Raw genomic sequence first — 13,020 nt, 5'->3', positions numbered from 1 at the left:
GATGGCAGCCGCGGGATTGCACGTGCCACTGCACCTCGTCACGGGCGGTATGAGGCTGGCGCTGAGGCGGCGTGTGCTCGCCGCCGTGGCGTCGGGGGAGCCGGCGCTGATCGTCGCCACGCATGCGGTGTTCTCGCGGTCGTTCCAAGCGCCGGACGTCGCCATCGTCGTGATAGACGAACAGCACCGATTCGGTGTGGAGCAACGGGGGTCTCTCAGCCGGGACGCGGATGGCCGTCGTCCGCATCTGTTGGTGATGACGGCCACGCCGATTCCCCGCACGGCGGCGATGACTTGGTTCGGGGATCTGGACGTATCCGAGCTCACAGAGCTTCCGCATGGGCGCAGACCGGTGAATACGGTGGTCGTCCCCGAGGAGGACGCCCCCATGATGGGTAGGATGTTCGCCCATATTCGTGCGCGCGTCGAGGCCGGGGAGCGGGCGTACATCATCTGTCCGCGAATCGACTCCGATGATTCCGACGGCAGCGTGCCTGATGGTCGTCACGTGGGCGTTGGGAAATCAGACGGTTCCGGAGGGGGCGATGGAGTCGGGGTCTCTGGTGCCGCCGGGGGTTTGGACGTCATGGATGATGATGGCTTCGAGGAGGTTCGGGTTCCCTCAGCCATCGGTGATGGGGAGGAGAACGGTGAAGCGCCCCGTCCTCCACTTCACGCGGTTAGGCAGATGGCCGGCCGTCTTGCCGCACTTCCCCAGTTCGCGGGAATTCCCATCGCGACGTTGACGGGGCGGGACGACGACGCCACCAAGGACGAGGTGATGGCTCGGTTCGCCTCGGGGAAGACGCCGGTTCTGGTGTCCACGACGGTGGTCGAGGTGGGCGTGGATGTTCCTCAGGCAAGCTGCGTCGTCGTTTTCGACGCTGACCGATTTGGGCTGTCGCAGCTGCATCAGTTGCGTGGCCGCGTTGGGCGTGGAGGAACGGACGCGTGGGCTTTTTTGGTGTCGCGCGCCGAACCGGGAAGCATCGCCCAGCAGCGGCTTGAGGTGGTTCGCACGACGATGGACGGAGCCCGCATCGCTGCCGCCGATCTTGAGCTGCGTGGCGCGGGGGATGTACTGGGTGATGCTCAATCCGGGTTGAGGTCAGGTTTCAAGCTTCTGCGTGTCGTGGCCGACGCATCCGTGATCAGGGAGGCTCGGGCCGACGCCGAGAGGATTCTTCACGACGACCCCGATCTGGAATCGCATATCCACTTGGCTGGCGCGGTGGTGGACGTGTCCCGTGGCAGTGAGACGGCGCTGCTGGGCGCATGACGTCCCGGATGGCTACAGTGGTGGCCATGCATGTGATCGCCGGACGGTTCAAAGGCACCCCATTGGCGTCGGCCCCCTCCGGGACCCGACCGACCACGGATAGAACCAAGGAGGCCGTGTTCTCGCGTCTTGAGGCATGGAACATGCTTGAGGGATCGCGCGTCCTCGATCTGTTCGCGGGCACGGGAGCCTTGGGATTCGAAGCGCTTTCCAGGGGCGCGGCAAGTCTGGTGGCGGTGGATTCCTCGTCTGCCGCCACCACCGCCATCCAACGTGTGGCGGACAGGATGCGCATTCGTGGGGACGGATCCGCGCACGTCGATGTGAGAACCGTAAAGATGAGCGTGTACCGTTATCTGCGCTCGGCGGCATCGGAGTGTTTCGATGTCGTTTTCGCCGATCCGCCCTATGACCATCCCACGGAGGGGTGCGAGGAGATATTGGGGGTCCTCTCCGACCAGAGGATGCTCCCGCCGGAGGGCATCGTCGTCATGGAGAGGTCCGCGCGGTCCCGGGATCCTAGGGAGGACCCCCGGTGGTCCCTAGTCGACCGGAGGACCTATGGGGAGACCGAGGTTCTGTACTACGAGATCACGTCATCGTTGGAACGTTGAGCGCGTGTCTCCCGTGATTGGCCGCCATGCCGCGGATGTTCAGACGACACGTCCCATCCCAGATCGCGAAGCGTGGCCTTGTCCTTCTTGTCGAGGTCCCCGCAGCTCAGCCGCTCGATCAGATCGGGCCGGATACGGCTGGTTCGCGCCAGCGCCTCGTCCCGCCGGTATCTGTCGACGCGTCCGTGGTCGCCGCTGAGAAGGACGGAGGGAACCTCCAAGCCACGCCATAAGGCCGGTTTGGTGTATTGGCGATGCTCGAGAAGAGCCTCACGTCCTGTGTAGGATTCCTCCACGATGGAATCGGGGTTGCCCATGAACCCGGGGAGGAGCCGCACGATGGCCTCCATCATCACGGCCACGGCGACCTCGCCGCCGTTAAGGACGTAATCACCGATGGAGTATTCGCGCACATCCACACCCCGCGCGCGGTAGTACTCCGGAATTCTGGCGTCGTACCCCTCGTATCGCCCGCATCCGAAGACCAGATGCTCCGCGTGGGATAGCTCGGTGGCCTCCCTCTGCGTGAACAGGGGTGCCGAGGGATTGGGAAGGATCACCACAGGCGTTGTGACCGTGGTCGCGGCTGGTTCCGTTCCGGGAAGCTCCACCTGGGCCGTCTCCGGCCCGGCCGTCTCCATTTCCGCGGGCGCCACCGCCCGCGCGTGGTCATCCTGCTCCAAACCCAGCAGATCATCCAGACATGATGCCCAGACCTCGGGCCTCATCACCATTCCGGCGCCACCGCCGACGGGGGTGTCGTCAACGGAATGATGGACGTCGTGCGTCCAATCGCGCAGGTCGTGCGCGTTAACCGTCAGAAGGCCGTTTTCCCGGGCTTTTCCCATAAGGCTGAGATTGACGACGTCGAAGTAGTCGGGGAACACCGACACGATGTCGATGGTCATGCGGAAGCTCATGCGTTGCGAGCCCCTTCCTCATCCGAATCATCCTCCTCGGCGTCCTCGCCCAATCCGGGAATCAGCCCGCCCGGAGGATCGATGCTCATGATGCCGGCCTCAACGTCCACATCGGGAACGATCCGCTCGACGAAGGGCACGAGAGCCGTGCGCTGGCCATTGACGGGCTTGCGTAGACGAACCGTCAGAAGAGCCTGGGCCGTGGCGTCCGTGACATCGACAACCGTTCCGATGGTCATGTCGGCGGCGAGGCCCAGTGAGTTTCCCGCGGCGGGGATGACGGTCATGCCGATCAGATCACGGGGATAGAAGGCATCCTCGTCGGCAAGTTGCTCCGGCGGATCGGGATGGGCGAACAACTGGGTTCCGTTGAGCGCCTCGGCTCCCTCACGTGTGTTGACCCCTGTGAAATGCAGTATCCAATGATCGCGGAAAGTGCGCGAATTGTCGATTGTCAGAACATGACCCTCGTCGTCGATGAGTTCGGATCCGGGCGCGAATCGGGCGGCGGGCTCCGAGGTGAAGCTTTGGATGGTGACCTCGCCTTTGAGACCTTGGGCGCGTCCGATACGACAGACCCTCAGCAGATCATGCTGAGGGTCGTCGGCGTGTTGTTGATGTGCCACGCTACCGAATCACCGCCGTACATCCATGATGTCCACGCGGACACTGTGGTCGGACAGCGCTTGGATGACGGCGCGAATGGCGTTGGCCGTGCGACCGTTGCGCCCAATGACGCGGCCTATGTCCTCGGGGTTGACACGGACGCGCAGAAGCTCGCCGCGAGGGTTCTCATATGATTTCACGGACACGTCGTCGGGGAAATCCACGATGTTCCTGATGAGGTGTCCAACGGCTTCGGCAAGCATGATCACTCAGCCTGACTCTGCTCGGGTGTCGCTGCGTTCTTCGCGGCACCTGCCGAGTGCGCGGCCTTGAGCTTCTGCGCCTGAGCTTCGACGGCCTCGACACGGGCTGCCGCGTCCGGTCCGTTCTCGGGGGTCTTCAGTGTGCCCTCGGCACCCTCAAGTCCCTTGAACTTCTGCCAATCACCGGTGATGGTGAGAAGACGCAGAACCGATTCGGTCGGCTGTGCTCCAACGCCAAGCCAGTACTGGGCGCGCTCCGAATCGATCTGGATGAGGGAAGGCTGCCTGTTCGGATCGTACAGGCCGATCTCTTCAATGGACTTGCCGCCGCGCTTGTTGCGTGAGTCGCTGATGACCACACGGTAGAAGGCGTAGAACTTCTTGCCCATGCGCTTGAGACGAATCTTGGTTGCCAAAATGGCTCTCCTTGGTGCTGTGTTTGTTGGTTGTCGGCTCCATGTGGGGCATGATGCCTCGAACCAACGCGTTCCTCGCGGGACACGGGAATGAGAGGGCCCCGGACCAGCGAAATAACTGGAAAAGTATAGCTCAGCGGCCGGATAATGCCAAGCCGGGGCTGTCGAGGGGATTCACACGACATGAACCGGGGGAAGACGTTCCCGTTTCGATGAGCAGCGTCGCGCAGACCGCGAGATGGTCGGTGCCCGGAACGGTGAACGACGTGGAGGCTGTGGATTGGATTCCTTCGGTGAAAAGGATGTGGTCGATGTCGATGCGGGGCCAGAGCGCCCACGAGGGGAAGCTGGCGACCGGACCATGCGCGAGCGAGAGCCCCGCGTCGTGGAATCCCTGGGCTAGGAGGGCCCGGAAGCTGGGATGGTCGGGGCTTGAATTGAGGTCTCCCATCAGAACTGTGTCCATTCGCATGGTTGTCGTGTCCGCCGTTGCCGGATGCGTCTGATGGTCGGCGAATCCATCCGATGCCAAAGCGCCTAGGCCGATGATGCCCTGTGACCATTCGCGGCATCCGCGTTGTGGCGATTTTGTGTGCGCCGAAACGAATCTCACGATGGATGGACCCAGTCGCAGGGACAGGGAGGGAGCTTCAGCCGCCGGAATGGAGACGGTGTCGGCGCATGCTCCTACGGGCTTCTGCGCGGACCATATCGCGTTGAATCCGCCATTGTCGTCCGGGTGTTGTCCTCCAAGCTGATGGAAGGGGAGGATATCGTCCATTCCGGCGTCCTTCAGAGCGGCCACGGCTTCGACGGTGAGCTCCTGCAACGCGAGGACATCCACCTCACGTTCCTGGACGGCCTGTACCACGCTGTGGGCGTCGACCCGGCCTGTGCGGCAGTTCAGTGTCATCACTGTGAGGGTGGCGCCGGACGCGGGGGCGCCGGACGCGGGGGCATGGGGCGTGGCGGAACGCGGTCGTGCCCATTGCTCGATGGCGGTTCCGCCCACTGACGGGTGAGCGCGCTGATGACGCGGATGATAGGTCCTCAGTGAGATGCCCCCTATGGCCGCGGCCGCGGTTGTTGCCATGACTGCGGAGACGACATCATCCGATGCCAAGGCCACAATCGCCACGATGACCAGAGGAATCCACAGCAGGTGCCCCAACGATATGAGATACGGGAGGGGTGCGCGACCGTCGGCTCCGGCGGGAAGCATACGAAGAAGAGCCCATAGCAGTAGCACGACCGCTACGGGCGTTATCCACGTGATGTCGGGCATGGGGACGGATACCGGCTATCGCCCCAGAAGGCCCGACAATCCGCCGCCGAGGTTGGGAGGCAGATCCGGTGCCCCATTGGAGCCGATCAGCTCATCCAATCCTTGTGGCAGTGCCGGATTCTGCGGTTTCTTCGAGAAGGCCGATCCGCCTGTGGCCGGTTCCTGCGAAAGCCGGTCGCGCAGGGCCTTCTCCTCCGCCTCGCGCTTCATCGGATTGCCGGATTTCGATCCACCCTTTTTCTTGGATTTGTTGGACTTGCCCTTGCGGTTCTTCTTGGCGCCGGGCCCGCCGAAACCAGGGATCGCGCCGTTCATTCCACGGTTGGCCATGCGTTTCATCATGGTCGCGGCCTGCTCGAAGCGTTGGAGGAGGCCGTTCACCGCCGACACGGTTGTTCCCGCGCCATAGGCGATTCGGGCGCGGCGTGATCCGTCGATGATGTCCGGATTGCGTCGTTCCTCGGGGGTCATCGAGCGGATGATTGCCTGCGTGCGGTCGATCTCCTTCTCGTCGAACTGCTCCAACTCCCGTCGATGCTGGGCCATGCCGGGAATCATTCCCAGAAGGCTTTTCATTGAGCCGAGCTTGCGCACCTGCTCCAGCTGATCCATGAAATCATCCAGACCGAAGGTCCCCTCGGACATCTTCCGGGTCGCCTTGCGGGCCTCCTCCTCATCGAACTGGCGCTGAGCCTGCTCGATGAGTGTGAGGATATCGCCCATGTCGAGAATGCGCGACGCCATGCGGTCGGGGTGGAAGACCTCGAAATCCTTGAGGCCCTCTCCCGTGGAGGCGAACAGAATGGGCTTGCCGGTGACGCTCGCTACGGACAGAGCCGCGCCGCCACGTGCGTCACCGTCCAGCTTGGAGAGCACGACGCCTGTGAAGTCGACACCCCTGTCGAAGGCCTCGGCCGTGCGCACGGCATCCTGACCGATCATCGCGTCGATGACGAAGAGGATCTCGTCCGGATGGACTGCGTCGCGGATGTCCCGCGCCTGCCGCATCAGATCCTCGTCGACGCCAAGCCGTCCGGCGGTGTCGATGATAACCGTGTCGTAAAGCTTGGTGCGGGCGAGTTCCACCGCATCGCGGGCCACCTTGACGGGATCGCCCGAGGTCATTCCCGGCGACGCGACGGCCTCTCCTCCGTCCGCCTGAACGCCCTTCTCGGGCGCATAGACCGGCACTCCGGCGCGCTCACCCACCACTTGGAGCTGCGTGACGGCGTTGGGCCTCTGAAGGTCGGCCGCCACGAGAATCGGGGTGTGGCCGGCATCGCGTAGCCAGTATCCCAGCTTGCCGGCCAAAGTCGTCTTGCCTGCTCCTTGAAGTCCTGCGAGCATGATGACGGTTGGAGGGTTCTTGGCGATGTTCAGGGGACGGTCCACGCCCGCGCCAAGGATTCCCGTGAGTTCCTCATTGACGATTCTCACGACCTGCTGGGCCGGATTGAGTGCCTGCGAGACCTCCTCGCTGAGCGCGCGTTCGCGGATACGCGCCACGAACGGGCGCATCACCTCCAGCGCCACATCGGCGTCGAGCAGGGCACGGCGAATCTCGCGGATGGTGCCGTCGATGTCGGCGTCGGTGAGACGTCCCTTGCTGCGAAGATGACGGAACGCTGAGGAAAGCCTGTCGGTTAAAGAACTGAATGCTGCCATAATGTCCTCAAGTCTAGCCGAGTCCGGCCGTGTCGCGCGTCCACGGGGAGAGGCGCGGACTCATGGGTGGTGTGTGCTGTCTCTCAGTCCTGTTCCGACGGCTCCGCAGTCGGAATGGACAGGCTCCAGGACGATCCATGGGGACCGTCCTCGATGTCGATTCCTGCGTTGCCGAGGTCGTTGCGGATGGCGTCGGCCGTGGCGAAATCACGGGCGGAACGGGCTTTGGAGCGTCTGTCGAGCTGGGTCCGCACCAAAGAATCCAAGGCCTTCGCCGCATTACCGTCAGCCGAATCCTCGCCGGCCCAGGGCTGGGCAAGGGGGTCAAGTCCCAATGTGTCAAGCATGGCACGAACCGACACCATGGCCGTGCGTACGGACTCGCGGATGGTGGAAGCCGCCGCATGGCACCGCTGATCGGACATCATCGCGTTACCGTTGCGGATGGCCGTGAATATCGCGGCCGTGGCTCCCGAGACGTTTACGTCGTCATTCATCGCCTCGACGAAATCGTCGGGAAGCGCGTCGGCTCCTATGCCGGAGATCTCCTCGCGGGTGGGGCGCTCGCCGATGATTGTCTCGGCCCGGTCGATGAAGTTCATCACACGGGTATGGGCGGCCTGGGCCTCCACCAGAGCCTGATCGGACCATTCGAGCATCGACCGGTATTGGACGGAGCCAAGGGCGTAGCGGACCACCCATGCGGGATTGTGTGACAGAACAGAGGGGACGGACAGTCCGTTTCCAAGGGATTTGGACATCTTCTCGCCTTTGGCCGTGACCCAGGCCGAGTGCATCCAACGGGCGGCCGAGTTCCAACCGGCGGCGCGCGTCTGGGCCATCTCGTTCTCATGATGGGGGAAACGCAGATCCAACCCGCCGCCATGAATGTCGAACATCTCACCCAGATAACGGTGGCTCATGGCCGAGCATTCGATATGCCAGCCGGGACGGCCCTCGCCGAAGGGCGTCTCCCATCGGGCGTCCGACGGGTCGGTGGACTTGGAGGATTTCCACAACGCGAAGTCGCGCGGGTCGCGCTTCGCCTCGGACGCGTCCGAGGGATCGGTGGGATTATATTTGTCCTCCTCCGTGGAATCGACGCTCGGCCCCATGCGGTCCGTCACGGCTGAGGCCTCGTCGACGGTGGCTCCCTGCTTCTGATGGGTGAGCTCGCCATAGTGGGGCCAGCTGGCGACATCGAAATAGACATCCCCAGTGGGTGTTCCCTGCGGGTCCCGAACGACGTAGCCGTGCCCTCTGTCGACGATGCGCGTGATGAGCTCGACCATCTCGGGGATGTGTCCGGTCGCGCGGGGTTCCACGGTCGGGGAGAGGACTCCCAGCGCGTCATAGGCGTGTGTGAATTCGCGTTCGAAATGGTATGCGCGTGCCCACCACCGTTCTCCGGCGGCGGCGGCCTTGTCCAGTATCTTGTCGTCGATGTCGGTGACATTGCGCACGAAGGTGACGTCATAGCCAAGACGCAGCATCCAGCGGCGGACGACGTCGAAGGCGACGGCCGCGCGGATATGCCCGATATGCGGGGAGCTTTGTACCGTGGCTCCGCACACGTACATCCCCACATGTCCCGGGACGATGGGAACGAACGGCGACATCCGATGGGATGCGGTGTCGTACAAGGTCAGTCCTGTGGCGGCCTTCGCGAGCGGGAGATGCTCGGAAGTGCTGGAATTCCGCGGTTCCTCGACTTTGTTCATACCCCAGAGGGTAGGTGGTTTGGGCGACAAAATCCATGTCGGAGGACACGTGGCGTGCGCGTTAACCTGGGCAATGCCACAATGGAGGTCATGACATCTCCAGAAGTGCTTATCATTCAGCATGTTCCGTGGGAGAAGCCGGGGCGCATACTTGAGAGCCTTGAGGACACGATGATGCCCACGCGGACCCTGACCGTTGTGGATGAGCGCAAACCCGATCTTCCCGATTTCTCATCACTGGCGGGACTCGTCATCATGGGAGGGCCGATGGGGGCCCTCGACTATGATGCCCATCCAGGGCTCAAAGCCGAGGCAAAACTGGCCAAGGCGGCGATTGCTGTGGGCAAACCTGTTCTGGGCGTGTGTCTGGGCCACCAGATTGTCGCCATCGCCCTCGGCGCGAAGCTCAGACATGGCGATCGTGACGAGATAGGGTTCGCGCCGATCAAGCGCGTCGACAAGCACGACTACTTCTCCATGTGGAATAAGAAGATCGACGTTCTTCACTGGCATCGTGATCAGGTGACGGTGCCTGCGGGGGGTCAGATGCTGGCCAGCTCCGAAGACACCCTGAATCAGGCGTTCCGCATGGGCTCGGCCCTGTGCATGCAGTTCCATCTTGAGGTCACGCCCCCTTTGCTGGAGGAATGGCTTGATGAGCCGGTGATGACGAAGCAACTGAGCAAATCCCGGATTTCCAAAATTCGTGATGATTTTGCGGTTGACAATCCTCAGCTGATGCCGCTGGCCGAGCAGGTGTTCTCGGGGTTCGCAGCGCGGTGCGACACATATGCCCGCAGTCTGGCGTCGTAGGAGCGGGATGGGGACTTCCGTTCCGCGCGAAGACGCGCGCCTTCGCCATACGCGCTTCCATGCCGGGGTCTAGATTGAAGAATCATGCCGATATATGATTTGGGATTGGAACATGTCTCGCTGGCCTATGCCACGAAAACCGTCTTCACCGACGTGACGCAGGGTGTGTTCGAGGGAGACAGGATCGGCATCGTCGGTCGTAATGGCGATGGGAAGTCAACGCTGCTGCGGCTTCTTGCAGGTGAGCAGCAGCCCGATTCGGGAAGAGTGACTCGACGAGGTGGATTGACCTTTGGCGTTCTTGACCAGCGCGATCCGTTGGAGGACCGTCTTACCGTGCGTCAGGCCGCATTGGAGGGTCGGGCGGACTACGAGTGGGCCGCCGACGCGAAATCGCGAGAGATCGTCGAGGCGTTGCTGGGAGGCATCGATTTGGAGGCCACTGTGGGCACTTTGTCCGGCGGTCAGAGGCGTCGCGCGGATCTGGCACGCCTCCTTCTCCATGACTGGGACATCCTCGCTCTGGACGAACCGACGAACCATCTGGACATTCTGACCATCCACTGGCTGGCTGAGCATCTCCGGACCCGGTGGTCCCAGGGGCAGGGCGCGTTGCTTCTCGTCACCCACGACCGGTGGTTCCTCGATGAGGTCTGCGACTCCATGTGGGAGGTCCATGATGGTGTAATCGATCCGTTCGAGGGCGGATACAGCGCCTACATGCTTCAACGGGTCGAAAGGGATCGTCAGGCGGGCGTTCGTGAGGAACGGCGCAGGAACCTCGCACGCAAGGAGCTCGCGTGGCTGTCCCGCGGGGCGAGGGCCCGGGCCACCAAACAGAAGTTCCACGTGAAACAGGCGCGTGATCTCATCTCCGACGTGCCTCCTATGCGCAACACCCTTGAGCTCAGGCAGATGGCGACCGCGCGTTTGGGCAAGCAGGTCGTCGATCTTGTCGACGTCACGCAGATATATCCCGTAGGAGTGGACGCGCGGGCCAACGATTCCGCGACGGCGGCGAAAGAGAGCTCCTCCGAGGGTGCCACGCCGGAGACGGATGTGGTTCCATCCCCATACGCCGAGCCTGTGGTGACTGGATCGGTGTCCGTGGATGTCGACCCGAAGCCTATGGATTCCGGCGGCACCGATTCGGACGCGGACGACCGCTCCGACGAGTCTTCCACGGCCGCCGCGCGACAGGTGGTGGTGTCCGGGCGCAAGATTCTCGATGATGTCACCTGGCTTATCGGACCAGGTGACCGGATTGGAATCGTGGGGGCCAACGGAGCCGGTAAATCAACGCTGCTCCGTGTGCTCGACGGTTCGCTTCGGCCCACCGTAGGCAGGGTGAAAATCGGGAAAACAGTGAAATTCGCGGTGCTGGCGCAACGCCTCGACGAGTTGGAGGCGCTGTCCCGTTATCGTATCAGCGAGGTTCTCAGCAGATACAAGCCCACGTATGTCGTCGATGGCAAGGAGGTGGGTGTCGGTCAGCTGATGGAGAGGCTCGGTTTCTCCTCCGCCCAGTTGATGACTCCTGTGGGCGATCTGTCCGGAGGACAGAAAAGGCGCATGCAGCTGTTGCTGATTCTGCTTGACGAGCCGAATGTGCTGATTATGGATGAGCCGGGGAACGACCTTGACACCGATATGCTCGCCGTGATGGAGGATCTGCTCGATAGTTGGCCGGGAACGCTGATTGTGGTGTCCCATGATCGATATCTTCTCGAGCGCGTCACGGACGATCAGTATGCGTTGATAGGCGGGAAGGTCCGTCATCTTCCCGGTGGAGTCGATGACTATCTCGAGATGATCGAGCATCGGCAGGGGAATGGCGAGTCTGGGCGCTCGGTCGGCGCCGGCTCGCGTGGATCCGCCTCCGACGACGACCATGGCGATGATGCCGTGGGTGACGACGGTGAGTCCAAGCTCACAGGAAAGGCGTTCCATGACGCGCAACGTCGCATGTCCGCGATTGAGCGGAGGTTGGCGAAACTCGAGGAGGAACGCGGACATCTTGAGGAGGAGATGGCCTCGCACGATCCCAGCGATTACGAGGGTCTGGCGGCTCTCAACAAAAGTCTGGGATCCGTGGACGAGGAATCCTCGGCGTTGGAGAGCGAGTGGATGGACTTGGGCTCGCGCGTCGAGTAGCGCGCTTGGGATATGTCTGTTCGGAACAGCTGTTGTCGGACGGAACGGCCGCCGGGTGCGGAGGGGGACGATCTCCCCGCCCGCACCCGGCGGCCGTTCCGCACCCGACGTCTGTTTATTGTTCGGGCGCCTTCTGCAACGTCCGATTGCAACGTCCGATGATCGTCATGCGGTCAGCGCCCCGTGATCTCGGAACCCATGACCTTTTCGCTGAGCGCCCGGGGGCCGCGGCTGACCGCGACCGCTCCGGAGCGGACAAGCTCGATGACGCCATAGTGGTCGAGAAGACCGAGAAGCGCGTCGATCTTTCCCTCGGCCCCCGTCGCCTCGATGGTGAGGGACTCGGGATGAACGTCGACCACGCGCACGCGGAACAGTCTCACGATCTCAAGGACGTCGGACCTGTTCGATTGATTCGCCGCCACCTTGATGAGGACCAGTTCGCGCTCAACTGTGGTGTCGGGGTCGAGGTCGACGATTTTGAGGACATGCAGCAGTTTGTTGAGCTGTTTGATGATCTGCTCCAAAGGAACGGCCTCCACGTCGGCGGTAACCGTCAGACGTGAGATGTCGGGCCGTTCGGTGGGAGACACGGACAGCGAGTTGATGTTGAATGCCCGGCGGGCGAAAAGTCCTGCTATGCGAGCCAGAACGCCTGGTCTGTTCTCCACGAGAACGGACAGTGTGTGACGCTGCGAACCAGGCTGGGATGCTGGATAATTGGCCATTGTGTTGTCCCCTTCCGCGTCAGCGTGACGATTCGGCCGATAACGGCTGTTCGGTTGCCGTGGCGGAATCATGGCGTCCGGTTGGAGCACCACGTTCCACGCGATCGTTCCCGCCTGATGTGCGATCTCCGACGAGCGGCGTGACTCCGGGTTTGTAGACCACAGTGTCGTTGGAGGCCCCCGCCGATACCATCGGCCACACCATCGCGTCCTTCCACACCCGGAAATCGACGATGACCGGACGGTCGTTGATCGAATTGGCCTTCGTGATGGCGTCGATGGCCTCCTGCTCAGTCCGTGCGCGCAGACCGACGCAGCCATAGGCTTTGGCGAGCGTGACGAAGTCGGGAACGTCGATGCCCACCTGCGTGTCGATGCCTGCATCGCCGTCGGAGTTCGCAGCGGAGCCGGTTGAAGTGTCTATGGGGTCGTCGGCCTCTCCGTCAAGAAGATTCGTCCCAGAGTAGTGGTGCTCATAGAAAAGCGTCTGCCACTGGCGCACCATGCCATATACGGAGTTGTTGAGTATGGCGATTTTGACCGGGGTGTGGTCGAG

At 62.6% G+C, this 13,020-nt stretch carries 13 protein-coding genes; 4 read left to right on the top strand and 9 right to left on the bottom strand.

Translation table 11 applies throughout. The features are described from left to right. Positions 1-1,279, top strand: a 1,279-nt coding sequence (locus Q1X90_RS03190) for a helicase-related protein (protein WP_300766486.1), incomplete at its 5' end; no start/stop codon positions are given. A gap of 8 nt (positions 1,280-1,287) precedes the next feature. Further along, positions 1,288-1,893, top strand: a complete 606-nt coding sequence (gene rsmD, locus Q1X90_RS03185) for a 16S rRNA (guanine(966)-N(2))-methyltransferase RsmD (RefSeq protein ID WP_300766484.1) — start codon at positions 1,288-1,290, stop codon at positions 1,891-1,893. On the opposite strand, the gene trmD is transcribed toward rsmD, so the two are convergent. The 7 genes from trmD to cysS all read right to left on the bottom strand — a co-directional run bounded on the left by trmD (position 1,863) and on the right by cysS (position 8,769). Then, on the bottom strand, positions 1,863-2,801 hold the full coding sequence (gene trmD, locus Q1X90_RS03180; RefSeq protein WP_300766488.1) for a tRNA (guanosine(37)-N1)-methyltransferase TrmD: 939 nt from the start codon (positions 2,799-2,801) through the stop codon (positions 1,863-1,865). The two genes, rsmD and trmD, sit on opposite strands and share 31 nt — an antisense overlap. Before the next feature lie 8 nt (positions 2,802-2,809). Then, the gene (rimM, locus tag Q1X90_RS03175) at positions 2,810-3,439 is read right to left on the bottom strand and encodes a ribosome maturation factor RimM (protein ID WP_300766482.1); all 630 of its coding nucleotides are present in this window, start codon (positions 3,437-3,439) and stop codon (positions 2,810-2,812) included. A 9-nt stretch (positions 3,440-3,448) separates the two neighbouring features. After that, positions 3,449-3,682, bottom strand: a complete 234-nt coding sequence (locus Q1X90_RS03170) for an RNA-binding protein (protein ID WP_300766480.1) — start codon at positions 3,680-3,682, stop codon at positions 3,449-3,451. A gap of 2 nt (positions 3,683-3,684) precedes the next feature. After that, the gene (gene rpsP, locus Q1X90_RS03165; protein ID WP_300766478.1) at positions 3,685-4,098 is read right to left on the bottom strand and encodes a 30S ribosomal protein S16; all 414 of its coding nucleotides are present in this window, start codon (positions 4,096-4,098) and stop codon (positions 3,685-3,687) included. 133 nt (positions 4,099-4,231) lie between these two features. Then, entirely contained in the window at positions 4,232-5,383 is a 1,152-nt protein-coding gene (locus Q1X90_RS03160; RefSeq protein ID WP_300766476.1) for an endonuclease/exonuclease/phosphatase family protein, read from the bottom strand. Positions 5,384-5,398: 15 nt separating this feature from the next. Then, a complete protein-coding gene (ffh, locus tag Q1X90_RS03155) occupies positions 5,399-7,048 on the bottom strand; it encodes a signal recognition particle protein (RefSeq protein WP_300766474.1) in 1,650 nt (549 codons plus the stop codon). Between the two features lie 83 nt (positions 7,049-7,131). Next, positions 7,132-8,769, bottom strand: coding sequence for a cysteine--tRNA ligase (cysS, locus tag Q1X90_RS03150; protein ID WP_300766472.1), 1,638 nt, complete (start codon positions 8,767-8,769; stop codon positions 7,132-7,134). 90 nt (positions 8,770-8,859) lie between these two features. Between cysS and Q1X90_RS03145 the strand changes: the two genes are divergently transcribed. Continuing rightward, positions 8,860-9,582 (top strand): type 1 glutamine amidotransferase, encoded by a 723-nt coding sequence (locus Q1X90_RS03145; protein WP_300766470.1) that lies wholly within the window; start codon positions 8,860-8,862, stop codon positions 9,580-9,582. A gap of 84 nt (positions 9,583-9,666) precedes the next feature. Then, positions 9,667-11,736, top strand: coding sequence for an ABC-F family ATP-binding cassette domain-containing protein (locus Q1X90_RS03140; protein WP_300766468.1), 2,070 nt, complete (start codon positions 9,667-9,669; stop codon positions 11,734-11,736). 173 nt (positions 11,737-11,909) lie between these two features. Here the strand turns inward: Q1X90_RS03140 and ilvN are convergent, their stop codons facing one another. Together ilvN and Q1X90_RS03130 are read right to left on the bottom strand one after the other, a co-directional pair. Continuing rightward, the gene (gene ilvN / locus Q1X90_RS03135) at positions 11,910-12,464 is read right to left on the bottom strand and encodes an acetolactate synthase small subunit (protein WP_300766466.1); all 555 of its coding nucleotides are present in this window, start codon (positions 12,462-12,464) and stop codon (positions 11,910-11,912) included. A 19-nt stretch (positions 12,465-12,483) separates the two neighbouring features. After that, positions 12,484-13,020, bottom strand: a 537-nt coding sequence (locus tag Q1X90_RS03130) for a thiamine pyrophosphate-dependent enzyme (RefSeq protein ID WP_300766464.1), incomplete at its 5' end; no start/stop codon positions are given.

It is taken from the genome of uncultured Bifidobacterium sp. (assembly GCF_949292005.1).
In the GTDB taxonomy this organism is placed as follows: Bacteria; Actinomycetota; Actinomycetes; order Actinomycetales; family Bifidobacteriaceae; genus Bifidobacterium.
The sequence above is the reverse complement of the archived record's forward strand: the minus strand, read 5'-3'. Positions and strand labels throughout refer to the sequence as shown.

Coding starts and splice junctions, on each gene's coding strand:
- rsmD (WP_300766484.1), top strand. CDS start 1,288: ATGGCTACAGTGGTGGCCATGCATGTGATCGCCGGACGGTTCAAAGGC.
- trmD (WP_300766488.1), bottom strand. CDS start 2,801: ATGACCATCGACATCGTGTCGGTGTTCCCCGACTACTTCGACGTCGTC.
- Q1X90_RS03170 (WP_300766480.1), bottom strand. CDS start 3,682: ATGCTTGCCGAAGCCGTTGGACACCTCATCAGGAACATCGTGGATTTC.
- Q1X90_RS03160 (WP_300766476.1), bottom strand. CDS start 5,383: ATGCCCGACATCACGTGGATAACGCCCGTAGCGGTCGTGCTACTGCTA.
- ffh (WP_300766474.1), bottom strand. CDS start 7,048: ATGGCAGCATTCAGTTCTTTAACCGACAGGCTTTCCTCAGCGTTCCGT.
- cysS (WP_300766472.1), bottom strand. CDS start 8,769: ATGAACAAAGTCGAGGAACCGCGGAATTCCAGCACTTCCGAGCATCTC.
- Q1X90_RS03145 (WP_300766470.1), top strand. CDS start 8,860: ATGACATCTCCAGAAGTGCTTATCATTCAGCATGTTCCGTGGGAGAAG.
- Q1X90_RS03140 (WP_300766468.1), top strand. CDS start 9,667: ATGCCGATATATGATTTGGGATTGGAACATGTCTCGCTGGCCTATGCC.
- ilvN (WP_300766466.1), bottom strand. CDS start 12,464: ATGGCCAATTATCCAGCATCCCAGCCTGGTTCGCAGCGTCACACACTG.